Consider the following 26,033-nt stretch of genomic DNA (forward strand, 5'->3'; position numbering starts at 1 on the left):
GTCAGACCCTTTCCACGAGCTTCTGGCCGAACAGGCCGGAGGGACGGATCAAGAGGAAGACCAGCGCGACGACATAGGCGAACCAGCTCTCGATGCCGCCGCCGAAATAGTCGCCGATATAGACCTCGGCGAGCTTCTCACTGGCGCCGATCAGGAGCCCGCCGGCAATGGCGCCAAGGATGGAATCGAAGCCGCCCAGCACCAGCACCGGCAGCGCCTTGAGCACCACCAGCGACAGCGAGAACTGCACGCCGAGGCGGGCACCCCAGAGCAGCCCGGCGACCAGCGCGACGAGGCCGGCCGCCGCCCAGACGGTCGCCCAGATCAGCGGCAGCCTGAGGCCGACCGCGAGTGCGGCGAACTGGTCGTCGGCGACGGCGCGGAAGGCGAGGCCGATGCGGGTGTAGCGGAAGAACAGCGACAACACGACAACCATGCCGGCCGCGACCACCGCCGCGAAGATGTCGAACTGGCTGATCAGCACGCCGCCGATTTCCAGCGGCACGTCCTCGATGCCGAGGTCGAGACCGTGGACCTGCGTACCCCAGATCAATTGGGCAGCGCCCTCGATGATGTAGGACAGGCCAAGCGTCGCCATGAACAGGGTAATCGGCGGCTTGTTGGTGAGCGGCCTGAGCACCGTGCGCTCGATGGCGATGCTGATCACCACCATGATGGCGAAGGTTGCCACCAATGCCAGTGCAAACGGAACACCGCGTTCGACAAGACTGACGAAAGTCAGTGCGGCGAACAGCAGCATCGCGCCTTGGGCGAAGTTGAGCACGCCCGAGGTCTTGTAGATCAGCACGAAGCCGATCGCGACCAGCGAGTACATGACACCGGACAGCAGGCCGCCGACGAGCACTTCGATGAAGAACTGGTAGTCGAAATCGGCGATCATATGCCCGCCCTTCCTTCATCACAGGAGAGGGCCTCATTGTCGGAGGCGATGCCGAGATAGGCATCGATGACGCGCTGGTCGTTGCGGACCTCTTCGGGGGTGCCGTCAGCGATCTTGCGGCCATAGTCCAGAACGGCGATGCGGTCGGACAGGCCCATGACGACGCCGACATCATGCTCGATCAGGACGACCGTGGTGGCAAAGCGGTCGCGCGCGGCGCGGACGAAATCAGCCATTTCGCTTTTCTCACTCGCTGTCATGCCGGCCATCGGTTCGTCGAGGAGCAGCAGGCGCGGTTCCGCCACCAGCGCCCGGGCGAGTTCGACCCGTTTCTGCAATCCATAGGGCAGCGTGCCGGCAAGACGATCGCGAACGGCGGCGAGGTCGAGAAATTCCAGGATCTGGGCGGAGCGGCTCAAGGCGTCGCGCCGCTCGCCGCGCGAGCGGCCGATGCCGAGCACCTGGCCGGCGAAGTTGGAACGGACCTTGTAGGCGAGACCGGAGGCAACATTGTCGAGGACGGTGAGCCCCTTGAACAGAGCGAGGTTCTGGAAGGTCCTGGCGACGCCCAAATGCGCCAGCCGCTGCGTCGGCACCTGGGTATAGCCGACGCCGGCGAGCCGGACCTGGCCACGATCTGGGCGGTAGACGCCGCTAATGACGTTGATCAGCGAGCTCTTGCCGGCGCCGTTCGGGCCGATGATGGCGCGGATTTCACCTGATCGAACCGATAGGTCGATATCGGCCAGCGCGACGACACCGCCGAACGACAGGGCGATGCCCTGAAGCGACAGCAGCGGAGCAGTTGCATTGGCAGTAGATCCGGCCGCCCCAGCGTCGCCTTCGGACAACTGTGCAGGCTGGAGCACGGAGGGCAGGCCGCGCGCAAAGACTTCCGGCGCGTAGACCGAGGCTTCCATCGCTCCTAAGGCATAGCTGGGCAACGGCATTCCAATCGTCCTCGATTTCGCCCGCAGGCGCACGAATTCTCGATGCCGCCCGAAAGATCGAGCGCGCTTGAAAACCTGTGCTGGCCGGGCTGCCCGGCCAGCCTTTGGGGGAGATGACTATTCCGCTGCCAGCGACGCTGCCTGTTCGGCGTTTTCCAACTCGCGAACGAGCGGAATGACGTGGTTGCCGAAATACTCGACCTCCTCCTGGAAGTGCAGGAAGCCGAGCAGGATGAGATCGGCGCCGGCGCGCTTCAGGTCGACGATGCGCTCGGCGACCTGCCTCGGCGTGCCGATCAGGTTCGAACGAAAACCGTCATTGTACTGGACCAGATCGTCGAAGGAGGATTTTGCCCAGTTGCCCTCGCCTTCCGGCGAGGCCTTGCCGGCATTCTTGACCTCGTGGCCGAAGGCGTTGACAGCCTCGGGGTTAGCCTTGGCGATAATTTCGGCGAGCACCGCCTTGGCCTCGTCCTCGGTCTCGCGGACGATGGCGAAGGCGTTGACGCCGACCTTGACGGAATGATTGCTGGCCTGTGCCTTGGTCTTGAGATCATCGACCTGCTTGGCGATTTCGGCCGGCGAGTTGCCGTTGGTGAAGTACCAGTCCGAAACACGCGATGCCATGTCGCGGGCGGCGCGCGAGGAACCGCCCTGGAAGATTTCGGGCAGCGGCTGCGGCGGCTTCGGCTTCAGGGAGTATTCGTTGAAGCGGTAGAAATCACCCCGGAAGGTGAAGCTGTCCTGCGTCCATATTCCGCGCAGCGCGCGGATGAATTCCTCCGAGCGGCGATAGCGCTCGTCATGGTCGAGCCAGTGTTCGCCGATGGCGTGGAATTCGCCACGGAACCAGCCGGAGACGAGATTGATGGCGACACGGCCATTGGTCAGATAGCTGATGGTGGCAATCTGCTTGGCCGCCAGCGCCGGGTTCCAGGGGCCAGGCAGGATCGCGGCGATGACTTTCAGCGTGGTGGTGGCGGCCAGCAGATCATGGCTGAACGCGACCGATTCATGCTGCTCGTCGGCACCGTAGCCGGCGGTGAAACGGATCTGGCTCAGCGCGTAGTCGAAGCCCGCCTTTTCGGCGATCTGGGCCAGCTTGCGGTTGTACTCGGCCGAATGGTTGGTGCGCTGCTCGATGTTGGAAATCACCAGGCCGCCCGAAACATTGGGCACCCAATAGGCGAATTTGACCGCGTCGGTTCCTGCATGTGCCATGAACTGTCTCCCATTCCAGGCCGTGTCGTTGATCGGTCCGGCGCGTAGCCGGGTTTCTTCAATATTTATTATGTTTATGGAATTTATATACAAAGAAGGATTTTCCGTTTTTGAACCCTTTGCGGGACGGAAATACCAATTTTCTCCGGCCGGGGCGGCTTGCGCTTGTCAGCGCGCGACCGCAACGCTCCCGGCATTGGCGCCAACCGGTTCGGCTGAGGGGAGCGTGTCGAACAACCCAGCGATTTCGGCCGCGACCCTTTGGGCATGACGAGCGACCTCCGGCAGGCCCATGAGTTCGCCAAACGTGCCCCGCGCCAACGGACCGGCGACGAAAAGCCCGGCAACCGGCTTGGCATCGCTGCCGATCGCAAGGCTATCGAGGCTGGTCTCGATACCGAGCCCGTATGTGTCGGCCCTGATCAGCCCGGCCTCAGTCAGCGAAAGCAGCGCCGGGTTTGACTGGAGCGCCTGGCCATGAGCCGGCCCTGTCGTGTTGATGACGGCATCGAAGCGTGCCGTCTCGATCCGCGTCTGTCCGCGCCGTTGGAAGCTGACCGCGAGGCTCTCGCCCTCGTCGTTCGACGCGACAAGCCTGGCGGCGATGGTGTCGAACGCGCCGTCCGTCTGGCGGCGGTCGAGCACGGCAGCGACCTGGGGGGCGATCCTGAAGCGATGCACGTCCCAGAACACGCGCAGCTGGCGGACCAGCCTTGCACGCTCCGGCGGAGAAAGGGCCGCCCACAGCGCCGGCCCCTGCAGGCGCAGCTGGTCGAAGACCGACTGCCAGTTGACCCTGGCGGCCTGCGCCGCCGCCAGTGTGCCGCGAATGTTCTTCAGCAGGCCGAGCGCCGATGTGGCCGGTGCCGACGCAAAGTCGCCGAAAGGCTCATGTCTGATATCCGGGTGGCCGCGCGAGCGCAGGCCGCGGCGCGACAGTGCCAGGATGCGGCCGCGATGGCCGCGGCGATCAAGTTCGGCCACCATGTCGGCCGAGGTCAGCCCGGAGCCGACGATCAGGACCCACGCCTCCGGGCCGATCCCGGCAAGTGCCGACGGTGCATAGGGATCGGCGATGAAGCCAGGTGCTTCAGCCAAGGAGGCAAGTGGAGTTGGGATCGCCGGCAGAGGATGCGTCGCGGCAAGCACGACGATGTCCGCCGCGACAGGTCCGGCGGAGGTCTGCACGGTCCAAGCCGCGCCATTGGCTTCTCGTATTACCTGCGTAGCCTGAGCTTCGACATGGCGGACAGCACCGGAGTCGAGCCAGGGTGCAAGGTGCTCGGCGACATAGCGGCCGAACACACGCCGGCGCGGAAACACATCGCCGTTCTTCCACAAGGCATCCGGGTCCCGTTCGATTTCGCCACTGCCGGCCAACCAGCGCGCAAAATGCTGCGGGTCTTCAGGAGCCATGCTCATGCGGATGGCCGGGACGTTGACGCGGTGGGATGGTTCTTCGCTGGAATAGGCAAGGCCGCCGCCAAGCGCGGAACGCGGCTCGATCACCGAGATCGACAGGCGCTCCGGCCGATTTGTCCGCGCAAGGTGCCAGGCCACGGCGGCACCGGAAAAACCGCCGCCGATGATGGCGATGCGCAATCGGCGGGCCGGAGGCAGCGCGTTCACGAGGCGCTGGCGAGCGACTTCGGCCGATGGTCGCCGGCGATGGTCTCGCCGAACGGTCCGGTGTTGACCGAAGAGCTGGCGGCCTTGACCGGATGATCGGTCGGCAGTCTCGGCAGCACCAGTTCGCCAAAACGGTAGGCTTCCTCCAGATGCGGGTAGCCGGACAGGATGAAGGTGTCGATGCCGAGGCGCCGGTATTCGTCGATGCGCTCGGCGACCGTGTCCGGGTCGCCGACCAGTGCGGTTCCGGCGCCGCCGCGCACCAAGCCGACGCCGGCCCACAGATTGGGCGCGATCTCGAGCTTGTCGCGGCGGCCGCCATGCAGCGCGCTCATGCGCGCCTGGCCGACCGAATCCATGCGGGCAAAAACCTTCTGCGCCGAGGCGATGGTCGCGTCGTCGAGCCGGCTGATCAGGCGGTCGGCGGCGGCCCAGGCCTGTTCGGTCGTCTCGCGGGCGATGACATGCAGGCGAATGCCAAAGGAAAGTTTGCGGCCGGCCTTTTCGGCCAACTCGCGCACGGCGTCGAGCTTGCGTTCGACATCGGCCGGGGGTTCCCCCCAGGTCAGATATTTATCGATTTCCTGCGCCGCCACTTGCGATCCGGCGTCCGACGAGCCACCGAAATAGAGCGGCGGATACGGCGTCTGCACTGGCGGGAACAGCAGGCGACCGTCCTCGATGCGGAAATGCTTGCCCTGGTGCTCGACCGTCTCGCCGCTCAGCACGCGCTTGTAGATGTGGAGGAATTCCTGCGTCACCTCGTAGCGCTCAGCATGCGAGAGAAAAATGCCGTCGCCCTTGTTCTCCAGCGGATCGCCGCCGGTGACGACGTTGATCAGCAGGCGGCCGTTGGAGATGCGGTCGAGCGTGGCGGTCATGCGCGCGGCAAGCGTTGGGGACTGCAGGCCGGGCCGCACGGCTACGAGGAAACGCAGCTGCTCGGTCAGCGGCGCCAACGCCGAGGCAATCACCCAGGAATCCTCGCAGGCCCGGCCGGTCGGCAACAGCACGCCGTAATAGCCCAGCGTGTCGGCCGCTTTCGCCACCTGCGTCAGATAGGGCAGGTCAACAGCCCTGCCGCCTTCGGTCGTGCCGAGATAGCGGCTGTCGCCATGTGTCGGCAGGAACCAGAGCACCTTGATGCGGTCGGCGACATCGCGGCTCATGACCTGCCTCCCGCTGGATGGCGGCGGTGACGGCCTAGGTCTGGGGCGGTTGAAGGCAGGCGCAAAAGGTCGGGCATGGCGTGGTCCTGTCCGGGAAACAGATCGCCGATGCAGATTGCTTATTCTATAAATTCTGTAGAGTTAGTTTATTCCAAATCCTCCGCCGCAATTAGAAATTCTTCCTCATGCTGCGCCGTCCGCAACGAGCGGAGAGGCCGGCCAACTATGCAGGGCCGGCCTTGGCCTTGTCAGAACGCCGGTTCCACCGCGTTGACATTGTCCTTGGTGACGACGGTCAGCGGGATCGGCAGCCGGTCCTTGACCTCCTTGCCGTCGATGATCTCGGCCATGGTGTCGATCGCCAGGCGGCCGTCCTCGACCGGCGACTGCACGATGGTCGAATACATTTCGTTGGTGCGGATCGATTCGAACGCGTCCTTCTGGCCGTTGATGCCGACGATCGGCGGCGCCGCCTTGGAGGGATTGGCCTCCTTCCAGGCGTCGATGAAGCCGCGTGCCATGGTGTCGTCATTGGCATAGACGCCGCCGATCTGGTCACCGAAGCGAGTGATGAGGTCGCGGCTCACGACCAGCGCCTTCTGCTGGTCGAAGTCGGCATTGACGGTGTCGAGCACCTTGATGTCGGCGCTGGTTTCCTTGAGGCGGTCGGTGAAGCCGCACGGCCGATCGTCGTGCCGTTGCCGGCCTGGCCGGCGATGATCACGACAGAGCCCTTGCCGCCGAGCGCCTTGCTCAGCGAATCCGCCGCCAGCTTGCCTTCCTCGTAGACGTCAGGTCCGGTGAAGGACTTGATGAACGGCTTGGCGTCGTCGCTCATCGGCGAATTGATGAGGATCGCCGGGATGTTGGCCTGCTGCGCGCGGGCCAGGCCAGGGATGTAGGCCTGCGGGTCGAGCGGCCACAGGATGATGCCGTCAACCTTGCGCGCCACGCAGGTGTTGAGCTGCTCGGTGCCCTTCTGGACGTCGAAGTCCTGACTCAGGCTGAGAATCTCGACGCCGAGTTCCTTGGCACGGGCCTCGAGCGCCTTGTTGGCCGGCGTCGCATAGGCGTGCGAATCCGCCGCCGTCACATAGCAGACCGTCTTGGCATTGGCCCAGCCTGTCGACGCCAGCAACGCCACGGCGGCGATCTGGAGCATGCTTCTCTTGCCAATCATATCTTTCCTCCCAATCATGCTTTTCCTCCCAATCATGCTTTTCCTCCTTGAGTGATTGGATTGTCGCGAACGAGCGCGGGGCGTGTGCCCTGAGCCCTCCCCGTGGTGGTAACGGCCCGATCGAGCATGACGAGCAGGATCAGGATGAGCCCCGATACGACCTGCTGGACGTATGCGGGAACGGACTGGAACTCCATCGCGATGGTCAGCGAGCCGATCGTCAGCACGCCGCCAAGCGTGCCGAGCGCGGATCCCCTGCCGCCTTCGAGGCGGGTACCGCCGACAACGACCGCGGCGATGACGGCAACCGTCAGTTCCGAGCCGAAGACGGGCGACCCGGTGTTGGTGACGAGGCTCTGGAGAACCCCGGCGAAGCCAGCAAGCGTGCCGGCAAAGACAAAGCCGAGAAAGACGATGCGGTCCGAAGCGATGCCGCTCTCCTTGGCGGCCGCCGGATTGGAGCCGACGGCAAAGACATTGCGGCCCGGAATGGTGCGCGTCAGCCAGAAATGCAGCAGTACGATCAGGATGATGAACAGTGCGCTGCGAATGGTGAAGACATCGAGGTAGATCTTGGCCAGAGCCAGCGAAAGCATGATGTCAGTGCCCGACACCGGCTGGCTGTTGGTGATCCAGTGCGCCAGCGAGCGGAAGATCAGCATCGTGGCCAGTGTCAGGACGAGCGAATTCACCTTCAGCCCGACGACCAGGGCGCCGTTGATGGCGCCCGCCAGCGTGCCGGCAAGGATGGCGACGATCGCGGCGGGCAGGATGCCGATCTCTCGCTGCAGGATGACGGATACGATCCCGGCCAGCGCGAACACCGCGCCACCGGATAGGTCGATCTGGCCCGATATCAGAAGCACGGTAAGCCCAATGGCGATCAGGCCGATCGTGGCCGCCCTGTCGAGGCCGAGGCTGAGCGTCGAAGCCGACAGATAACCCGGAACGAGCAGCGCGGAAGCGACCAGGGTAAGGCCGAGGATGATCACGACCCGGTATCGCGAGGCGAGGACGAGAAGACGCATCAAGCCACTCCCCGCTTGCGCAACGCGGCATCCATGCCGACAGCCCCGACAATCAGGATGCCGAGCACGAAACCCTGGATCGGCGTGCGCACGCCGTCGAGCACCATGACGTTGGTCAGAAGCTGCACGAAGATCAGCCCGGCGATCGCCCGCGGCACGGAGCCGAAGCCGCCGATGATCGAGACGCCGCCGACCACCACCGCGGTGATGGCGCTGAATTCATAGCCGGCGCCGATGAGCGGTCGTGCGCTTTGCAAGGTCAGGCCGAGCAGCCCGCCTGAAATGCCAGAGGCGAGTGCCGTGATCACAAAGGCGCCGGCCTTCACGGCCTGCACGGGGACGGCACTTGCCTCGGCGGCGCTGTAATTGCCGCCGCTGGCGAGCGTCCATCGGCCCCAGAAGGAGCGCGACAGGACGAAATGGCCGATGAGGGCAATGACCAGGAAGATCAGCACCACGACCGGAATGCCGAACAGGCGGCCCTTGGCGAATTCGGCCGAGGCGGGATTGCTGCCATAGACGATGACGCCGCCAACGGCAGCCTGGACGATGCCCAGCCCGATGGTGCCGATGCCGAGCGTGGCGATGATGGGATTGATGCCGACATAACCGACCAGCACGCCGTTGAGCAGGCCGATCAGACCGGCGAGGCCGACCGCAAGGACAAAGGCGGGCAGAGGCCCGATCATCGGCTGCAGCCCGAGCGACAGGATGGCGCCGCAGGCGATCGTGGCCGGCACCGACAGGTCAGCCAGGCCACCGACCACCAGCACGAAGGTCATGCCGACGACGACGATGCCGACGATGGACATCGAGGTCAGCACATTGAGGAGGTTGCCGGATGTGAAGAAAGCAGGGCTGACAAGTGAGCCATAGAGCATGACGGCCAGGATGGCGAAAGCGAGGCCCGCCTTAGACAGGGCATCGACAAGCTTGCTGCCGCGCGTAAAGCGGTCGGGGGTGACGATCTCCACGGCCGCGTCGGTCACGCCATTTCCTCCCCGGTCGCCAGGGCCATGATGCGCTCTTCGCTGAGTTCGGCGCGCTCCAGCGGCTCGCAGGCATGTCCGTCGCGCATGACCACGACACGGTCGCAGACGCCCAGGATCTCGGGCAGTTCGGACGAGATCATCACCACCGCCATGCCGCTTGCGACGAGCTGGCCGATGATGTTGTGGATCTCGGCCTTGGCGCCGACGTCGACGCCGCGCGTCGGCTCGTCGAGGATCAGCGCCGACGGCCTGGCGGCAAGCCATTTGGCGATGACCGCCTTCTGCTGATTGCCGCCGGAAAGGAGATTGATGCGCCGTTCGCCATCGGGCGGCGAAATCGAAAACTGCTTCACGTAGTCCGCCGCCAATGCCCGGTCGGCACTTCGCCTGATGCGCCCGAAACGGCTCAGGCGCCGCAGGATGGGCAGGCTGATGTTCTCCCGGATGGACATGCCAGGCACGATGCCATCGCCCTTGCGGTCCTCCGGAACGTACGCAATCCCGGCCTTAACGGCCTGCGATGGGGAATTGATCGAGACCTCGCGGCCGTTGACGCTGACCGTGCCCTCGACGAGGCGCGACAGGCCGAAGATTGCGCGCGCCACCTCGGTGCGGCCGGCACCAACCAGGCCGGTCAGGCCCAGTATCTCGCCGGCTCGCACCTCGAAGCTGACATTGCGGAAGCGCGTGCCGTCGCTGATGCGCTCGACGCGCAGCACCGACTTGCCGATCTCGGCCTGGCTTTTGGGAAAGACGTTACTGACCTCGCGGCCGACCATCAGCCTGATCATCTGCGCGGCGGTGATGCCTTCGATCGGGCGCGTCTCGATCATGGAGCCGTCGCGCAGCACGGTCACCTCGTCGGCGATCTCGAGCACGTCCTTCAAGCGATGACTGATGTAGATGATGGCGATGCCGTCATCGCGCATCTTGCGCAGGATCCTGAACAGCGCTGTTGTTTCATGCTCGCTGAGGCTCGATGTCGGCTCATCCAGCACGATGATCCGGGGTTGCGCGGCATAGGCCTTGGCGATCTCGACGAGCTGCTGCTGGCTGATCGACAGATTGCCCAGCCGCTCGCGCGGATTGATGGCCGCTCCGAGTTCGGCAAGGACGGCGCCGGCCTTCCTGACCATCTCGCCCTTGCGCAGAAAGGTCCATTTGCCGGGCATGCGGCCGAGATAGACGTTTTCCGCGACAGTCAGGTCCGGCACCAGATTGATTTCCTGGTGCACCATGCGGATGCCGAGAGCCTGGGCGTCGGCGGGACGGCGAATGCGCACCTCGGCGCCACCGACCTTGATGGTGCCGCTGGTCGGCGCGTAGGAGCCGTTGAGCACTTTCATCAGCGTCGATTTGCCGGCGCCGTTCTCGCCCACGACCGCATGCACGGTGCCGAACCTGACGGCAAAATTGACGTTTGACAGAGCCTTCACGCCCGGAAACGTCTTGCTTATGCCTCTCATGTCCAAGGCGCAGTCGGCGGCGACAGTCATGTCTGGCTAGGTTCCTCCCGGCAGGCCGGCCCGTTGTCCTTGGCATCGAGCTGTTGTGTTATTTTAGTATAATTCCATTTTAGAGCGCGAACCAATGCGGCCAGAAGGCATGCCCTCTCGGCGTGCAGCTTGGTTCAGGCCTTCACTTCGCGGTGAAATTCATCACTATCGAGGATCTATTGCACTAATATAACAATTCTGGCAAGCTGGATTCCGATGACCTGCGCGACCATCCCATTGTCGATAGAGACCACCCCTCGCATCGGGTGCATTCCGATTTACATTCTAATATAATCTGATCATTTCCGGTGAACGAAGCTACGGATTTGCCATGGACCTTGACCCTTCGACCCTCAATCGGGCTCTGCCGCTCCGCGATCAGATCTATCACAAGATCCGCAACCTGATCGTCGTCGGGCAGATGAAGCCGGGGGAAGTGATCAACGAGGTGGCGATCGCCGAAGCGCTCGGCGTCTCGCGCACGCCGGTGCGGGAAGCCGTCAAGCGCATCAGCGACGAAGGCCTGGTGAAGATCCTGGCGCAGACCGGCACCTATGTCGCGCCGATCAGTCGTGCCGATCTGGAAGAAGCCTATGTCATCCGGCGGGCACTGGAGATGGAGAGCGCACGGCGCGCGGCCGTCAAGCTCACACCGGCGTCGGCCGAACTGCTGGAGGACAATATGGCGGCACATCGGCTTGCCATATCGCGCGGCCGATACGCCACCGCGATCCAGCTCGACGACGTCTTCCATCGCACCATTGCCGAGATTTGCGGCCTGCCGATGATTTGGCGCGCCGTCGATATTTCCAAGGCGCAGATGGATCGCGGCCGCTACCTCGCCATTCCAAAGCCCGGCTACGGCGAACAGACGATCGAGCAGCACGAAGCCATCCTCGACGCGCTGAAGCGTCACGATGCTGAAGGCGCCGCGCGGGCGATGGAGCACCACCTCGAAACGTCCTTCCGCAACACGCTCGAAGTCGCCGCCGAGCTTCTCGGCTGAAGCCGGACGGCACCGCAACCGGGACATGATTGGCGCATGCAAAGAATGGGACTTTGTATCGGCCTGAGGCATAGGCGATCGCGGAATACCAGGACGCACGCCGCGGTCTGGCCGGAGGTGCTGGCCGTCATCCGTTCCGCCACCAACTCTCTCCCTTAACACCCGGCGAACGCAGCTTATCCAGGCGACGCTTGACCACTAACATTCTATTATATTAGTATTCTTTACGCCTTTCGCCCCCCGGCTATGTTCGGGGTGGCCTTTTCAGAGTTTGGGTAATGACGCGCTTCATCAAGCTATCGCACGCCGACAACATCCTACTGGCGGTCGATCCATTGGCGGCCGGCGAAAAGGCCGGCGACGTGGCTGCGAGGGCTCGCATCCCGCGCGGCCACAAGATGGCCATGCTCGACATCGGGGCGGATGAACCGATCGTAAAGTATGGCCAAACCATCGGCTTCGCGCGTGGGCCGATCGCGGCCGGAGATTGGGTGCACGAGCACAATGTCTACCTGCGCGATTTCGAGCGCGACTACGAGCATGGCACCGACGTCAGGGAAACGCCGTTCCTTCCCGATGGCGAACGGGCGACTTTCATGGGCTACCGCAGGTCCAACGGCAAAGTCGGCACGCGCAATTTCATCGCTGTCCTGACCTCGGTAAACTGCTCAGCCAGCGTCGCCCGCTTCATCGTGGAAGAGGTCAACCGTTCAGGCATGCTGCGCGACTATCCCAATGTCGACGGCGCCATTGCGCTCGTGCACGGCACCGGATGCGGCATCGACACCAAGGGCCCGGCCTACGATCTGCTGAAGCGCACGCAGTGGGGTTTTGCCACCAATCCCAATGTCGGCGGCGTGCTGATGGTCGGACTTGGCTGCGAAGCTTTCCAGATCCCGCGTTGGATGCAATCTTATAACATCGAGGAAAGCACCACGTTCCGCACAATGACGATCCAGGAAACCGGCGGCACCCGCAAGACCGTCGATGCCGGGGTGAAGGCCATCGTCGAGATGCTGCCGATCGTCAATGCCGCGGAGCGGACGCCACAGCCGGCTTCCGAGCTGGTGCTGGCGCTGCAATGCGGCGGCTCGGACGGCTATTCCGGTATCAGCGCCAATCCGGCGCTGGGCGCGGCAGTAGATCTGCTGGTCGCCCAGGGAGGGACCGCCATCCTTTCTGAAACACCCGAAATCTACGGCGCGGAGCATCTCTTGACGCGCCGAGCCGAAAGCCGGGCCGTCGGCGAAAAGCTGGTCGAGCGTATCCGCTGGTGGGAGGACTATACCGCCAGGCACGACATGGAGATGAACAACAATCCGTCTCCCGGCAACAAGCTCGGCGGGCTGACCACCATCCTGGAGAAGTCGCTGGGCGCCTCCGCCAAGGGCGGCACGACCAATCTGCGCGCGGTGCTGGAATATGCCGAGCCTATCAACGAGCGCGGCCTCGTCTTCATGGACACGCCAGGCTACGACCCGGTCTCGGCGACCGGTCAGGTGGCGGGCGGCGCCAACATATTGTGCTTCACCACCGGGCGCGGTTCGGCCTTCGGCTGCAAGCCGACGCCGTCGATCAAGCTCGCCTCCAACTCCTTCATCTTCGAGCAGATGCCCGACGACATGGACATCAATTGCGGCGACATCCTCGACGGCGTGACGCTGGCGGACAAGGGCGAGGAGATCTTCGCCGAGATCCTGCGCGTGGCATCGGGCGGGCGCACCAAGTCGGAAGCGCTCGGCTATGGCGACAATGAGTTCGTGCCCTGGAGCATCGGCGCGACGATGTAGCAGTACCGCTCACTTTCAACACGTACCCCCCAGTATCTCAGACGGAAAGAACCGCTCGGCATGAACAGGATAGACCTTGACGGCCAACACGCCGTGGTTACCGGAGGCGCGCAAGGCCTCGGCTTCGCGATGGCAAAGCGTTTTGTCGCCTCGGGCGCGACGGTCACCTTGTGGGACCTCGACGAGGCGCGCCTCGATACGGCCAAGCGGGAACTCGGCAAGGCAGCCACGACGCTTGTCGTGGACATAGCCGATTGGGGTTCGGTGGACGCGCGCGTGCCAGGACGGAGGAGATCGCGAACAAGATCTCCATCCTCGTCAATTCGGCGGGCATTGCCGGCCCCGCCGCCCCGCTCGACACCTACGACGTCGATGTGTGGAAGAAAATCATCGACGTCAACGTCAACGGCACCTTCTACGTCAACCGCGCCGTGGTGCCGGGGATGAAGGAGCGCAATTACGGGCGCATCGTCAACATCGCCTCGGTCGCAGGCAAGGAGGGCAACCCCAACGCCGCCGCCTATTCGGCCTCGAAGGCCGCCGTCATCGGCATGACCAAGTCGCTCGGCAAGGAGCTGGCGCAGTACGACATCGCCGTCAACTGCATCTCGCCGGCCACTGCGCAGACGCGCATCCTCGAACAGCTGACGGCCGAGCACATCGAATACATGGGCTCGCGCATCCCGCGCGGCCGCCTGCTGGAGGTCGACGAGGCCGCCGCCATGGTCGCCTGGCTCGTCTCCAAGGAAAACAGCTTTACAACCGCTTCCACCTTCGACCTGTCGGGCGGGCGAACGACCTACTGACGGAAAGACGCTGTTCAGGCAGACAGCCGACCAAGGCTGGCGGCGAAGCGCTGCACCATCGCAAGCCCGGTCTCGTTTGGCCGCATCGCTGGCGCACGGTCGTGAATCTGGATACCGGCGCGGGCGCCGAACAGCCGCTTGCCGTAGCAGATCAGGTTCTCGATGCCTTGCATGACGAAGACCACCGCCGGCAGCATTCTTTCGTACGCCGCCTCGGCCGCTGCTTCGTCTTCGGCGCGGAACGCCTGATAGGCGCGCACGGCGTGGTCGATGCCATCAGGCGCCAGGATCATGCCACGGCAACCGATGCGGAAATTGTCGGTCAATTCCAGCCCGCCCCGCCCGTTGAAGACGGGGATGCGGCCTTCGGTGCGCTCGATCAGGCCGGCAATGTCGGTGACCGGGCCTTCGCCCTTGATCAGCCTGATGTTGGGGTGGAGCGTGACGAGCTCGCGAATCTCGTCCGATGTCAGGCCACGGCCGAAAAAGGCCGGCGCGTTCTGGATCGCCACCGGCAGGTCGGTTGCCTCGGCGACGCGGCCAAAAAAGCGGATGTATTCGGGCGCTCCATAGGATCCAACTGGCGGCGGCTGCAGGATGACCCAATCTGCGCCGAGGCTTTCCGCATGCCGGACCTGGGATATCTGCTCGGCAACGGAAGACCCGAAGATGGTGAAGGCGAGCGGTACCTTGCCGGCGGTGTCCTGCGCCGTCCACTCCATGATCGTGCGGCGCTCCGCCTCGGTCAGCTTGGCGACTTCTGTCGCGAGGCCAAGCGCCGCCATCCCATGCACGCCGCTCGCCAGGCAGATCTCGACCTGCCTGCGCATCGCCGCGCGGTCGAGTTTTTCCTGGGCGTCGAACAGGGCGTAGAGGATGGCGTGAATGCCGTGGAAATCATCGGGCTGGAATTTTGGCATCCCACGCGCCCTCAATGGCTTTCGCGCGGAATGGCGTGGCCACGGTTGCCGACCAGAAAGTCGAGATCGGCGCCACGGTCGGCCTGCAGGACATGGTCGACATAGAGGCCCTGATAGCCGCCGCGCATCGCCGGCTCGGGCGGCTGCCAGGATTGACGCCGCCGCGCCAGCTCCTGTTCCGACACGTCGAGATGCAGCTTCCGCGCCTCGACATCGAGTTCGATCATGTCGCCGCTCCTGACCAGCGCCAGCGGACCACCGACGGCGGCTTCGGGTGCGGCATGCAGCACGACCGTGCCGAAGGCGGTGCCGGACATGCGGGCGTCGGAAATGCGGATCATGTCGCGGACGCCCTTTTTCAGGAGCTTTTGCGGCAGCGCCATGTTGCCGACCTCGGCCATGCCCGGATAGCCCTTGGGGCCGCAATTCCTGAGCACCATGATCGAGGTCTCGTCGATGTCGAGTGCGGGATCGTCGATGCGCGCCTTGTAGTCGTCTATGTCCTCGAAGACGACGGCGCGGCCGCGATGCTTCATCAGGGATGGTGAAGCGGCCGACGGTTTGATGATGGCGCCATCGGGTGCCAGATTGCCACGCAGCACCGCGATACCGCCATGCGGCGTCAGCGCCCTGTCGCGCGGACGGATGACCTCGGGATTGTCATTCCGGGCGTCGGCGATGTTGTCGCGTACGCGCTTGCCGGTGACCGTCAGCGCGTCGAGATCGAGCATGTCGGCGATCTCTTTCATGACCGCCGGAATGCCGCCGGCGTAGCAGAAATCCTCCATCAGGAAACGGCCTGATGGCATCAGGTCGAGGATGGTCGGCACGTCGCGACCGAAGGCATCCCAGTCATCGAGGCTGAGTTCGGTGCCGACGCGGCCTGCAATCGCCAGCAGATGCACGACCGCATTGGTCGAGCCGCCGATGGCGCCGTTGACGCGGATGGCGTTGGCGAAAGCCTGCTTGGTAAGAATGGCCGAGGGGCGCAGATCGTCATTGACCATCTCGACGATACGCCGCCCGGTCATGCGGGCGATGCGGTTGCGTCGCGCGTCGACGGCGGGATAGGCGGCGTTGCCGGGCAACGCCAGCCCGAGCGCTTCGACCATCGAGGCCATGGTCGAGGCCGTGCCCATGGTCATGCAGTGCCCAGGCGAGCGCGACATGGCGCTCTCGGCATTGGCGAAATCCTGCTCGCTCATGATGCCGGCTCGCACATCCTCGGAGAATTTCCACACATCGGTGCCGGAGCCGATCTGACGACCCTGGAAGCGGCCATTGAGCATCGGCCCACCGGAAATGACGATCGACGGCAGGTCGCAGGAGGCAGCCCCCATGACCAGTGACGGCGTGGTCTTGTCGCATCCGGCCATCAGCACGACGCCATCCATCGGATTGCCGCGGATCGCCTCCTCGACATCCATCGAGGCGAGGTTGCGGAACAGCATCGCCGTCGGCCGCAGATTGGATTCGCCGCAGGAGAACACGGGGAATTCCAGGGGCAGGCCGCCGGCCTCCAGCACGCCGGCCTTGATGTGCTCGACCAAGCCGCGAAAATGCACATGACACGGGGTGAATTCGGAGAAGGTATTGCAGATGCCGATCACCGGGCGGCCATCGAAAGCATCGTCGGGCAGGCCGTTGTTCTTCATCCAGCTGCGATGGATGAAGGCATCCTTGCCTTGGCCGCCGAACCAATGCTGCGATCGTCTCCTGGTCAATGGCCTTCTCCCGGTGCTCAGGCGGGATGCTGAAGCTGGCTCAGCCCGCCATCGACGACGAGGGTCGCCGCGTTCATGAACGGGCACTCGTCGGAAATCATGAACACGGCGGCAAGGGCGATCTCGCGCGCCGAGGCAATGCGGCCGCCGGGATGCAGCGCCATGGTGTTGGCGCGCGCCGCCGCCGGATCAGGAAAACTGTTCCAGTAGTCGATGGCCTTCTGCGTCTCGACATAGCCCGGCGCCAGCGCGTTCACGCGCACGCCCTGCCCGGCATATTCGAGCGCCAGCGATTTGGTCAGCCCAAGCAGAGCGTGCTTGGCGACAGGATAGGGAAAAGTGTGTGGGATGATGGTGAAGCCGTGGGTCGAGGCGATGTTGAGGATCGCCCCGCCGCCATTCGCCAGCATGCCCGGCAGCACCGCCTTGCTGCAGTTCCAGGCGCCCTTGACGTTGACGTCGAAATTGCGGGTCCACTCTTCTTCGGTGGCCTCCAGCGGCGTCGAGAAAACGTTCATTCCGGCATTGTTGATCAATGCGTTAACCGGACCTATCTCGGCGTTCGCGCGGGCAACGGCTGCTTTTATCGCGACCCCGTCGCTGATGTCGGCTGTCGCATGCCCGACATGCCCCTTGGGTGCCGCGAGACCCGCGACGGTCTTCTCCAGCAACGTGCCGTCCTGGTCGACGAGGAACAATTTCGCACCCTCGGCAAGACAGGCCTCGGCGATGGCCAGCCCGATGCCTTGCGCGGCGCCTGTCAGGAAGATGCGTTTGCCGGACAGGCGCTCAGCCATGGGTGTCACTCCAGTCGAAGACGGGTCAACGCCGGCCCAAGGCCGACGAACGCAGATTGTCAAGCAGCACGGCGAGGAGCAGGATCACGCCGCGCACGATGTACTGGTAAAAGGCCGGGATGTTGAGCAGGTTCATGGCGTTCTCGGCGATGCCCATGATCAGCACGCCGACGATGACGCCGGACATTGTGGCACGTCCGCCGGCAAGCGACACGCCGCCGAGCACGCAGGCCGAGATGACCGAGAGTTCAAGCCCGACCGCCGCGTTGGGCTGTCCGGAGGTGATGCGTGACGCCAGCAGGATGCCGGCGATGCCGCAGACGACGCCTTGCAGGGCGAAAATCCAGATGCGCGTGCGGTCGACATTGACGCCGGCCAGCCGTGACGCTTCGGGATTGCCGCCAATGGCCAGCGTGTTCTTGCCGAACACGGTGCGGTTGAGCACGAAGCCAAAAATGCCGAACAGAACCGCCAGCACCCAGACGGGCGTCGGTATGCCTAGGAATTTCGACAGCGCGAGCTGATAGAAATCCGGGCTGTTGATGCCGACGGCGCGCCCGTCGGATGCGATGAGTGCAAGGCCGCGCACGATCTGCATGGTCGCCAGCGTCGTGATCAGCGCGTTGATGCGGAATTTGGCGATGACGACACCGTTGATGAAGCCGACAAAGGCACCGCAGGCGATCGCCGCCAGCAGCCCGAGCAGGATCGAGCCTGTGTAGTTCGACGCCATCACCGCGACCATGCCAGCGAAGGCAACGATGGAGCCAACCGACAGGTCGAAGTCGCGCGCCGCGAGACAGAACATCATGGTGCAGGCAACGATGCCGACGGTAACCACCGACTGCAGCAGGCCAAGCATATTGCGGTCGGTGAGGAAATTGGGAACCAGCAGCGAGACCAGCGCGAAGGCAACGACGAAGATGACGACGAGGCCCTGTTCGCCGAGCACAATCTTCTTCAGCTGATCGGTCATGTCAGGTCCTCAGGATGCGATGGCGTCGGGGGTTTTGGTGTCGGGAAGTGCCGCGGCCAGGATCGCCTTCTCGGCGAACTGGTTGCGTGCAAGCTCGGCATTGATGCGCCCGCCGCACATCACCAGGATACGGTCGCAAATGCCCATCACCTCCGGCAGGTCGGACGAGACGACGACGATCGCCATGCCATCCTCGGCAAGCTGGTAGAGCAGTTCGTAGATTTCCGACTTGGCGCCGACGTCGATGCCGCGTGTCGGCTCATCGACGATGAGGACGCGTACGCCCTGCTCCGACAGCCAGCGGCCAAGGATGACCTTCTGCTGGTTCCCGCCGGAGAGATTGATGATGTCCTGCTTGCGCGATGGCGTGCGCACCTTGAGCTTCTTGATGAAGGTTTCGGCCGTGGCGATCTCGCTGGCGCGGTTCAGGATGCCGAAGCGCGCGTGATGGCGCCGCGAGGAGATGTTGATGTTCTCCTCGATCGAGCGGCCCTGGATGATGCCGTCATGCTTGCGGTCTTCCGAACACAGCACGATGCCGGCGCGGATCGCGCCATGTGGGTCGGCGGCATGGATCGCCTCGCCATCCACCGTGATGGTGCCGCCCGAGCGCGGGTCGGCGCCGAAGACCAGCCGCATCAGTTCCGAGCGGCCTGCACCGATGAGGCCGAAGAAGCCGACGATCTCGCCGGCCCTTGCCTCGAAACTGGCCGGTGTCTTCAGTTTTGCTCCGGAGATGGCTTCGACCTCTAGCCTGATGTCGCCGGCCTTGCGTGGCCGAAACCCCCAGATGTCGGAGATTTCGCGGCCGACCATTTCGGCGACAACCTGGTCGCGGGTGACGCCTTTCAGCGATGCGTGGTGCGCCGCGAGCTTGCCGTCGCGCAGCACGGTCAGGCTGTCGCAGAGGCGGAACACCTCGTCGAGCCGGTGCGAGACATAGATGATGACCTTGCCCTCGCCGCGCAGGCGGTCGATCAGGGCAAACAGGATTTCGCTCTCGCGCGACGACAGCGACGAGGTCGGCTCGTCCAGCGCGATGACGCGCGCGTCGAGCATGATTGCCTTGGCGATCTCGATCATCTGGCGCTCGCCGATCGACAGCGTCTTGACCTTGCGGCTGATATCGATGTCGATGCCGGCCGATTTCAGCTTGGCGCCGACGTCCTCCAGCATCTTGCCGCGCGCGATGACGCCGGCGCTGGCGGGAAAGCGGCCGAGGCTGAGGTTCTCGGCGACGGTGAGTTCCGGCACGAGCTGCAATTCCTGATGAATGACGATGACCGCATTGTCGAAGGCATCCCTTGTCGAGGCATAGGCCTGGACCTTGCCGTCGATGCGGATCTCGCCTTCGTCCGCATGCTGGTCGCCCGACAGGATCTTGATCAGGGTCGATTTACCGGCGCCGTTTTCGCCCATCAGGCCATGCACTGCGCCCCTGTCGACGCCGAACGAGACGTCCGACAGCGCCTTGACACCCGGATAGGTCTTGGTGATGTGCGAGAAGTCGAGAAAGGACACGGGCGTCGATCCTTCTTGTGCCACGGCAAACAGGCGGCGGCATGAGCCGCCGCCTGTTTGTACAGGGAGGATTATTCGATGCCGAGGCCCTGGCGGACCTTCTGGTAGTCGTCGCGTTTGGCCAGCGCGCCGGAGGTCAGGATCAGCTTCTCCGGTTCCTTGTTGTTGGCGACCCAGTCATACATGTTGAGCGCCGTCTCGTAGCCATGGCGCTTCGGCGAGATGATCACGGTGCCGACAAAGCCAGTGGCGGTCGGCTTCTTGAATTCGTTGATCGCCGAATCCGCGCCGCCGATGCCGACGCCGATCATGCCGTCAGCAGCAATGCCGACGCTTTCGGATGCGCGCACTGCACCGAGCACCGCTTCGTCGTTGAGGCCGAAAGAGACCCACTTCTTGATGTCGGCATGGGCGTTGAGCACCACCGTCGCGGCATTGAGGGCTGCTTCGGTGTCGGTCTTGGCCTGGGGAGCGTCGAAAATGTTCTCGGCCTTGAAGCCGTTGGCCTTCAGCACCGAGATGGCGCCTTCGACACGGTCGACGGCGGTCGGCAACTGGTCATAGGAAACGCGGATCGCACCGACTTCGTCGGCCTTCCAGCCGCGCGCCTTCATCTCATCGACGATCGCCTGGCCGACGGCCTCACCGATCTTGGTGGCCGAGATGCCCATATGCGGCACGTCTTCGAGCGCCTTGCCGTCGGCGCCGACCAGACGGTCGTCGACGGTCATCAGCTTGAGATTGTTGGCGGTGGCCTTGGCGACGATGCCGGGGCCAAGCTTTACGTCCGGCGTGCAGACGATGAAGCCCTGGGCGCCTTGCGCGCCGAGATTGTCGATCGCCGACATCAGCTTCTCACCGTCCTCGGCGCCGATCTTGACGAGGGTAAAACCCTTTTCCTTGGCGGCCTGGTCGGCGAACTTCCATTCGTCCTGGAACCACGGCTCCTCGGGCTGTTTGACGATGAAGCCGATCTTGGTGTCCTGAGCATATGCAGCGATGGTCGTGACGGACAGCACGGCAAGCGCGCCCGCGACGAGCGCGGTCTTCAGAAGTCGCATGATTACCTCCCAGCGATGGCCGGGCGCTCAGCCCGGATGCAGGAGTCTCTAATTGTTTTTATCATACTCGTCAATTGATCTGGTATGATAATTAAGATACATGCTCTGACCAGGGATCGCTGGCGCAAATCATCCGCATCCGGTAAGGCCGGGCCGGTTGTGCGAAACCAGTGGGTTCGCCGCCTTGGAGGAGGGCTGAGGTGACCGAAACGTCTAAGAAGGCTTCAGCCGACACGACCACGCGCCGCCCGCGCGTCATGCCCGATGTGACGAAGGCGATCGCCTCCGACATCTTTTCCGGGCGCTATCCGGCCGGCTCTTCCCTGCCCACCGAAAACGAACTCGGCGTCGAGTATGGCGTCAGCCGCACCGTCATCCGCGAAGCCCTGAAGGTGCTGGCCGCCAAGGGGCTGGTGCTATCGCGGCCGCGCGTCGGCACCATCGTGTGCAACGAGGACGACTGGAACATCATCGACCCGCAAGTGCTGGCCTGGCACGCGCCGCATGCGCTTGACGACAAGCTGTTCGATGCCATCCTGGAGACACGCCGGGCCATCGAGCCGCTGGTCGCCGAGTTGGCCGCCACGCGCGCGACGCTGCAGGAGATCGCCGATCTGGAGGCCGCGTGGCGCGGCATGGCTGATGCCGGCGAGGACCTCGCCGCCTTCTCGCGCAGCGACATTGCTTTCCACCAGATCGTCTATGCCGCCAGCCACAACCCGATCTTCCGCCAGATCGGCAACCTGATCGACACCGGGCTGAAATTCTCGCTGGAAGCGACGGCAACCATCTCGCTCGACCGCCGCATGAAAGCCGTGGCGGCGCACCGCGAAGTGGTGGAGGCGCTGCGCATGCGCGACGCCGGGGCGGCGCGTGGTGCCGCCAACCGGATTCTCGACCTTGCGGCGCGCGACCTCGTCAGCGCCAAGAAACTCAAGAACAACTGAGACCGCGCATGAAAATCATCTCGCTCACCACCTACATCGTTCCGCCACGCTGGCTGTTCCTGAAGATCGAGACAGATGCCGGCGTCACCGGCTGGGGCGAGCCGGTGGTCGAAGGCCGCGCGTTGACCGTCGAAGCGGCGGTCAAGGAGCTTGGCGATTATCTCATCGGCAAGGATCCTCGCCTGATCGAGGATCATTGGACGGTGATGCATCGCGGCGGCTTCTACCGCGGCGGGCCGATCCTGATGAGCGCCATTGCAGGCATCGACCAGGCGCTGTGGGACATCAAGGGCAAGGCGCTCGGCGTGCCCGTGCATGAACTGCTCGGCGGCAGACTGCGCGACACCATCAAGGTCTATTCCTGGATCGCCGGCGACCGGCCGGCGGAAGTGGCGGCTGGCGCCAAGGAAGTCGTGGCCCGCGGCTTCCTGGCGCTCAAGATGAACGGTACGGAGGAACTGCAGATTGTCGACAGCCACGACAGAATAGATGCCGCCGTCGAACGCGTCGCGATGGTGCGCGAGGCGGTCGGGCCCAATATCGGCATCGCCGTCGATTTCCATGGCCGCGTCCACCGGCCGATGGCCCGCATCCTCGTCAAGGAATTGGAGCCCTACCGCCTGATGTTCATCGAGGAGCCGGTGCTCAGCGAAAACCGCGAGGCGCTGAAGGAGATCGCCGCCCTTGGCTCGACGCCGATCGCGCTCGGCGAGCGGCTCTACAGCCGCTGGGACTTCAAATCCGTGTTCGAGGAAGGCGTCGTCGACATCATCCAGCCCGATCTGTCGCATGCCGGCGGCATCACCGAGTGCCGCAAGATCGCGGCTATGGCGGAGGCGTATGACGTGGCGGTGGCGCCGCACTGCCCGCTCGGACCGATCGCGCTCGCCGCCTGCCTGCAGCTCGATGCCGTGAGCTACAACTGTTTCATCCAGGAGCAGAGCCTGGGCATCCACTACAACGCCGCCAACGACCTGCTCGACTACGCCGCCAACAAGGACGTCTTCCGCTACGAGGATGGCTATGTCGCCATCCCCGACGGCCCGGGGCTCGGAGTCGAGATCGACGAGGACTATGTCAAGGAGCGGGCCAAGGAAGGCCACCGCTGGCGCAACCCGATCTGGCGCCACAAGGACGGCTCCTTCGCCGAGTGGTGAGCAGCGAGGTCAGCAGCCAAGCTACCACATTTTTTTCTCAGCATTATCGAGCAACGGTCTTCTGACACGTCACCAACGCCGTCCGTGTTCACGATGAGATCAGACGGGAACTCTTTTCGATAACGAAACCCAGCTTCTCACAAGCGGCAACGCATCGAACGACGGAAATCGATGCGTTGTTCCCAAGCGAGTTGCGTCCAGAGTTATCCGCCCCGATGAAGCATAGAGCCTGTTTGTTGTCGCTATCGCGGCGCATCCTGACGATGCCCGGCGGAGGGTCGCATGCGGTAAGTGCCAGCGCCAACCCAGCAAGAGCGAGTGTAATCAGACTGCCGTTCCGCATTGACCTATCCCACCCCGCTGAAACGGAGACGGACCAGTTAGCATGCGCGCTGACAAAAAAGCTGAAACTCTAGAGAACTTGGTGGAGCCAATCGGGATCGAACCGACGACCTCTTGAATGCCATTCAAGCGCTCTCCCAACTGAGCTATGGCCCCACTCCCGGCAGTCTGCCGGCGCCGTTTCCGGCGAGAGATCGGCGAGGGTTGGAAGACCGCGCCGTTAGTGCAGGCGGCTTCTAACCCCGCCTTTCCCAGATATCAAGCCTTCATCGGCGGCTTTTTCTTCACAAGCCGTGAAAGCCGGCAAACGCTTGCGTTCGAGACCTTGTCAGACCTCGTCGTCGTCGTCGCCGACGCCGATCATGTCGGCAACGTCGTCGTCTTCTTCCTCTTCGTCGGCAAGGAAGGTGTCATCCTCGTCGTCGCCGAGATCGACATCATCCTCGTCGTCGCCGAGATCGGGAAGATCGTCGCCGCCCTTGGCCTCGTCATCGGCCTCTTCCAGCGAAACGACTTCGGCGCCCTCTTCGTCCTCGGCGTCCACTTCCTTCTCGGCCACTTCCTCCTCCTCCTCGACGGCGGCGATCTTGCCTTCGTCGAAATAGGAACGCGGATAGCTCTTGCCGGTATAGGGCGAGACGATCGGGTCTTTGTTCAGGTCGTAGAATTTCCGGCCCGTTTCAGGGTCGATGCGTTTTGTGCCAAGTTCGGTTTTTGCCACGGCAAGCCTCGTCAATAAAAGAGTGGTCCCCTTAACCACAGTTTGCAGCGCTGTCAAAGCGAAAAGCCGGCGTCACAAAACCAAGCATTCAAAGGCCTCGCGCCAAGTGACGACCATGGGGATGACCATTTCGCCTCGCCGTGATAGGAGACCGCCGCAACAAATGAAAAGCGCCGGACCGCCGGCATTCCGTCCAGGGAAATTCCATGTCACACGCCGCCGCTGCCAAGCCGGCCACCGCCCGCAAATCATCCGCCCTTTCCGGCACGGCCCGTGTGCCGGGCGACAAATCGATCTCGCACCGCTCCTTCATGTTCGGGGGGCTTGCCTCCGGCGAAACGCGCATCACCGGCCTGCTCGAGGGCGAGGACGTGATGCGCACGGGCGCGGCCATGAAGGCGATGGGCGCGCATATAGAGAAGCACGGCGCCGAATGGGTGATCCGCGGCACCGGCAACGGCGCGCTGCTGCAGCCGGAAGGCCCGCTCGACTTCGGTAACGCCGGCACCGGCTCGCGGCTGACCATGGGGCTTGTCGGCACCTATGACATGGAAACGACCTTCATCGGCGATGCCTCGCTGTCCGGCCGGCCGATGGGCCGCGTGCTCGAACCCCTGCGCCAGATGGGCGTGCAGGTGCTGAAGGCGACGCCCGGCGACCGCATGCCGATCACACTGCATGGCCCGAAGCACGCAGCCCCGATCACCTACCGCGTGCCGATGGCCTCGGCGCAGGTGAAGTCGGCGGTGCTGCTGGCCGGCCTCAACACGCCGGGCATCACCACCGTGATCGAGCCGGTGATGACGCGCGACCACACCGAAAAGATGCTGAAAGGCTTTGGCGCCAATCTGTCGGTCGAGACCGACGAGCGCGGCGTGCGCCACATCTTCATCGAAGGCCAGGGCAAGCTCACCGGCCAGACCATCGCGGTGCCGGGCGACCCTTCCTCGGCCGGTTTCCCGCTGGTTGCGGCGCTGATCGTGCCGGGCTCGGACATCACGATCGAGAACGTGCTGATGAACCCGACCCGCACCGGCCTGCTTCTGACGCTGCAGGAAATGGGCGGCCAGATCGACATTTTGAACCGGCGCAATGCCGGTGGCGAGGATGTCGCCGATCTGCGCGTGCGCTATTCCGAACTCAAGGGAGTCACCGTGCCGCCGGAGCGGGCGCCGTCGATGATCGACGAGTACCCGGTGCTGGCTGTTGCCGCCAGCTTCGCCGAGGGCGAGACGCTGATGCAGGGGCTGGAAGAATTGCGGGTGAAGGAATCTGATCGGCTGTCAGCGGTGGCCAACGGGCTGAAACTCAACGGCGTCGACTGCACAGAGGGCGAAGCTTCGCTCGCCGTGCTCGGCAGGCCTGGCGGCAAGGGCCTGGGAGGCCATCCCAACGGCCTGGATACGACCGTGCAGACCCATCTCGATCACCGCATCGCCATGAGCTTTCTGGTGATGGGACTGGCGACGGAAAAGCCGGTCACCATCGATGACCAGGCGATGATCGCGACGAGCTTTCCGGAGTTCATGGGGCTGATGACGGGGCTGGGCGCGGAGATTGAGTGATTGTCGATGGCAATTGCAAACCTCGGAGATTGGATGCCGACATCCCTCCCTTCGTCATCCTGGGGCGAAGCAAGGCGCGGAGCGACGCGGCGCAGACCCCAGGATCCATGCCGTGACTTCAACGCTCCACAACG

21 protein-coding genes, 1 tRNA gene and 2 pseudogenes are annotated in these 26,033 nt (G+C 63.9%); 6 read left to right on the forward strand and 18 right to left on the reverse strand.

Going from position 1 to position 26,033, the window contains the following annotated elements:
- Position 1 precedes the first annotated feature (1 nt).
- From EN804_RS25410 to EN804_RS25450, 10 genes and pseudogenes are all read right to left on the reverse strand, one after another.
- Positions 2-901 (reverse strand): branched-chain amino acid ABC transporter permease, encoded by a 900-nt coding sequence (locus tag EN804_RS25410; RefSeq protein ID WP_127279155.1) that lies wholly within the window; start codon positions 899-901, stop codon positions 2-4.
- Positions 898-1,851 (reverse strand): ABC transporter ATP-binding protein, encoded by a 954-nt coding sequence (locus tag EN804_RS25415; protein WP_135921626.1) that lies wholly within the window; start codon positions 1,849-1,851, stop codon positions 898-900. The genes EN804_RS25410 and EN804_RS25415 overlap by 4 nt, the downstream gene beginning before the upstream one ends.
- A 117-nt stretch (positions 1,852-1,968) precedes the next feature.
- Positions 1,969-3,072 (reverse strand): dimethylsulfone monooxygenase SfnG, encoded by a 1,104-nt coding sequence (sfnG, locus tag EN804_RS25420; RefSeq protein ID WP_135921627.1) that lies wholly within the window; start codon positions 3,070-3,072, stop codon positions 1,969-1,971.
- Positions 3,073-3,240: 168 nt separating this feature from the next.
- Positions 3,241-4,701, reverse strand: a complete 1,461-nt coding sequence (locus tag EN804_RS25425) for an FAD/NAD(P)-binding protein (protein ID WP_135921628.1) — start codon at positions 4,699-4,701, stop codon at positions 3,241-3,243.
- A complete protein-coding gene (ssuD, locus tag EN804_RS25430; RefSeq protein ID WP_135862364.1) occupies positions 4,698-5,870 on the reverse strand; it encodes an FMNH2-dependent alkanesulfonate monooxygenase in 1,173 nt (390 codons plus the stop codon). The genes EN804_RS25425 and ssuD overlap by 4 nt, the downstream gene beginning before the upstream one ends.
- Positions 5,871-6,118: 248 nt before the next feature.
- Positions 6,119-6,571 (reverse strand): annotated as a pseudogene (locus EN804_RS38100) (substrate-binding domain-containing protein); the annotation flags it as partial.
- Complete coding sequence (locus tag EN804_RS38105) at positions 6,454-7,086, reverse strand: sugar ABC transporter substrate-binding protein (protein ID WP_348642053.1); 633 nt, start codon at positions 7,084-7,086, stop codon at positions 6,454-6,456. The pseudogene EN804_RS38100 and the gene EN804_RS38105, both read right to left, overlap by 118 nt.
- The gene (locus tag EN804_RS25440) at positions 7,083-8,078 is read right to left on the reverse strand and encodes an ABC transporter permease (protein WP_127278179.1); all 996 of its coding nucleotides are present in this window, start codon (positions 8,076-8,078) and stop codon (positions 7,083-7,085) included. The genes EN804_RS38105 and EN804_RS25440 overlap by 4 nt, the downstream gene beginning before the upstream one ends.
- Positions 8,078-9,067, reverse strand: coding sequence for an ABC transporter permease (locus EN804_RS25445; RefSeq protein WP_189524570.1), 990 nt, complete (start codon positions 9,065-9,067; stop codon positions 8,078-8,080). Before EN804_RS25445 ends, EN804_RS25440 begins: the two co-directional genes overlap by 1 nt.
- Positions 9,064-10,566, reverse strand: a complete 1,503-nt coding sequence (locus EN804_RS25450) for a sugar ABC transporter ATP-binding protein (RefSeq protein WP_135921629.1) — start codon at positions 10,564-10,566, stop codon at positions 9,064-9,066. Before EN804_RS25450 ends, EN804_RS25445 begins: the two co-directional genes overlap by 4 nt.
- 331 nt (positions 10,567-10,897) lie before the next feature.
- On the opposite strand from EN804_RS25450, the gene EN804_RS25455 reads away from it, so the two are divergent.
- The 3 genes and pseudogenes from EN804_RS25455 to EN804_RS25465 all read left to right on the forward strand — a co-directional run bounded on the left by EN804_RS25455 (position 10,898) and on the right by EN804_RS25465 (position 14,168).
- On the forward strand, positions 10,898-11,572 hold the full coding sequence (locus EN804_RS25455; protein WP_127278177.1) for a GntR family transcriptional regulator: 675 nt from the start codon (positions 10,898-10,900) through the stop codon (positions 11,570-11,572).
- 278 nt (positions 11,573-11,850) lie between these two features.
- Positions 11,851-13,362 carry an altronate dehydratase family protein gene (locus EN804_RS25460; protein ID WP_135921630.1) on the forward strand — a complete coding sequence of 504 codons (1,512 nt, stop codon included), beginning with the start codon at positions 11,851-11,853 and terminating at the stop codon, positions 13,360-13,362.
- Between the two features lie 60 nt (positions 13,363-13,422).
- Positions 13,423-14,168: pseudogene (locus tag EN804_RS25465) on the forward strand (SDR family NAD(P)-dependent oxidoreductase).
- A 14-nt stretch (positions 14,169-14,182) separates the two neighbouring features.
- Here the strand turns inward: EN804_RS25465 and EN804_RS25470 are convergent.
- The 6 genes from EN804_RS25470 to EN804_RS25495 form a co-directional block, all read right to left on the reverse strand.
- Complete coding sequence (locus EN804_RS25470) at positions 14,183-15,088, reverse strand: dihydrodipicolinate synthase family protein (protein WP_135921631.1); 906 nt, start codon at positions 15,086-15,088, stop codon at positions 14,183-14,185.
- A gap of 11 nt (positions 15,089-15,099) precedes the next feature.
- Entirely contained in the window at positions 15,100-16,812 is a 1,713-nt protein-coding gene (gene araD, locus EN804_RS25475; protein ID WP_135921632.1) for an L-arabinonate dehydratase, read from the reverse strand.
- A 17-nt stretch (positions 16,813-16,829) separates the two neighbouring features.
- Positions 16,830-17,609 (reverse strand): SDR family oxidoreductase, encoded by a 780-nt coding sequence (locus EN804_RS25480; RefSeq protein WP_135917321.1) that lies wholly within the window; start codon positions 17,607-17,609, stop codon positions 16,830-16,832.
- A gap of 25 nt (positions 17,610-17,634) precedes the next feature.
- Positions 17,635-18,585: an L-arabinose ABC transporter permease AraH gene (gene araH / locus EN804_RS25485; RefSeq protein WP_135921633.1), complete on the reverse strand. Its 951-nt coding sequence runs from the start codon at positions 18,583-18,585 to the stop codon at positions 17,635-17,637.
- Positions 18,586-18,594: 9 nt separating this feature from the next.
- Entirely contained in the window at positions 18,595-20,106 is a 1,512-nt protein-coding gene (gene araG / locus EN804_RS25490; protein ID WP_135921634.1) for an L-arabinose ABC transporter ATP-binding protein AraG, read from the reverse strand.
- A 71-nt stretch (positions 20,107-20,177) separates the two neighbouring features.
- The gene (locus tag EN804_RS25495) at positions 20,178-21,167 is read right to left on the reverse strand and encodes an arabinose ABC transporter substrate-binding protein (protein WP_127275810.1); all 990 of its coding nucleotides are present in this window, start codon (positions 21,165-21,167) and stop codon (positions 20,178-20,180) included.
- Positions 21,168-21,424: 257 nt separating this feature from the next.
- On the opposite strand from EN804_RS25495, the gene EN804_RS25500 reads away from it, so the two are divergent.
- Both EN804_RS25500 and dgoD read left to right on the forward strand, forming a co-directional pair.
- Positions 21,425-22,114, forward strand: coding sequence for a FadR/GntR family transcriptional regulator (locus tag EN804_RS25500; protein ID WP_245520832.1), 690 nt, complete (start codon positions 21,425-21,427; stop codon positions 22,112-22,114).
- A gap of 8 nt (positions 22,115-22,122) precedes the next feature.
- Positions 22,123-23,271 (forward strand): galactonate dehydratase, encoded by a 1,149-nt coding sequence (gene dgoD, locus EN804_RS25505; protein ID WP_135921635.1) that lies wholly within the window; start codon positions 22,123-22,125, stop codon positions 23,269-23,271.
- A 422-nt stretch (positions 23,272-23,693) separates the two neighbouring features.
- On the opposite strand, the gene EN804_RS25510 is transcribed toward dgoD, so the two are convergent.
- Positions 23,694-23,769 (reverse strand) — tRNA-Ala (locus EN804_RS25510).
- Positions 23,770-23,941: 172 nt separating this feature from the next.
- Entirely contained in the window at positions 23,942-24,334 is a 393-nt protein-coding gene (locus EN804_RS25515) for a TIGR02300 family protein (RefSeq protein ID WP_127275813.1), read from the reverse strand.
- A gap of 206 nt (positions 24,335-24,540) precedes the next feature.
- On the opposite strand from EN804_RS25515, the gene aroA reads away from it, so the two are divergent.
- The gene (aroA, locus tag EN804_RS25520; RefSeq protein ID WP_135921636.1) at positions 24,541-25,899 is read left to right on the forward strand and encodes a 3-phosphoshikimate 1-carboxyvinyltransferase; all 1,359 of its coding nucleotides are present in this window, start codon (positions 24,541-24,543) and stop codon (positions 25,897-25,899) included.
- Positions 25,900-26,033 lie beyond the last annotated feature (134 nt).

The organism is Mesorhizobium sp. M8A.F.Ca.ET.161.01.1.1, assembly GCF_004792105.1.
Lineage (GTDB): Bacteria > Pseudomonadota > Alphaproteobacteria > Rhizobiales > Rhizobiaceae > Mesorhizobium.

Coding starts and splice junctions, on each gene's coding strand:
- EN804_RS25455 (WP_127278177.1), top strand. CDS start 10,898: ATGGACCTTGACCCTTCGACCCTCAATCGGGCTCTGCCGCTCCGCGAT.
- aroA (WP_135921636.1), top strand. CDS start 24,541: ATGTCACACGCCGCCGCTGCCAAGCCGGCCACCGCCCGCAAATCATCC.
- EN804_RS25500 (WP_245520832.1), top strand. CDS start 21,425: ATGCCCGATGTGACGAAGGCGATCGCCTCCGACATCTTTTCCGGGCGC.
- araH (WP_135921633.1), bottom strand. CDS start 18,585: ATGACCGATCAGCTGAAGAAGATTGTGCTCGGCGAACAGGGCCTCGTC.
- EN804_RS25450 (WP_135921629.1), bottom strand. CDS start 10,566: ATGACTGTCGCCGCCGACTGCGCCTTGGACATGAGAGGCATAAGCAAG.
- EN804_RS25440 (WP_127278179.1), bottom strand. CDS start 8,078: ATGCGTCTTCTCGTCCTCGCCTCGCGATACCGGGTCGTGATCATCCTC.
- dgoD (WP_135921635.1), top strand. CDS start 22,123: ATGAAAATCATCTCGCTCACCACCTACATCGTTCCGCCACGCTGGCTG.
- EN804_RS25460 (WP_135921630.1), top strand. CDS start 11,851: ATGACGCGCTTCATCAAGCTATCGCACGCCGACAACATCCTACTGGCG.
- EN804_RS25415 (WP_135921626.1), bottom strand. CDS start 1,851: ATGCCGTTGCCCAGCTATGCCTTAGGAGCGATGGAAGCCTCGGTCTAC.
- EN804_RS38105 (WP_348642053.1), bottom strand. CDS start 7,086: ATGATTGGGAGGAAAAGCATGATTGGGAGGAAAGATATGATTGGCAAG.
- ssuD (WP_135862364.1), bottom strand. CDS start 5,870: ATGAGCCGCGATGTCGCCGACCGCATCAAGGTGCTCTGGTTCCTGCCG.
- EN804_RS25480 (WP_135917321.1), bottom strand. CDS start 17,609: ATGGCTGAGCGCCTGTCCGGCAAACGCATCTTCCTGACAGGCGCCGCG.
- EN804_RS25470 (WP_135921631.1), bottom strand. CDS start 15,088: ATGCCAAAATTCCAGCCCGATGATTTCCACGGCATTCACGCCATCCTC.
- EN804_RS25495 (WP_127275810.1), bottom strand. CDS start 21,167: ATGCGACTTCTGAAGACCGCGCTCGTCGCGGGCGCGCTTGCCGTGCTG.
- EN804_RS25410 (WP_127279155.1), bottom strand. CDS start 901: ATGATCGCCGATTTCGACTACCAGTTCTTCATCGAAGTGCTCGTCGGC.
- sfnG (WP_135921627.1), bottom strand. CDS start 3,072: ATGGCACATGCAGGAACCGACGCGGTCAAATTCGCCTATTGGGTGCCC.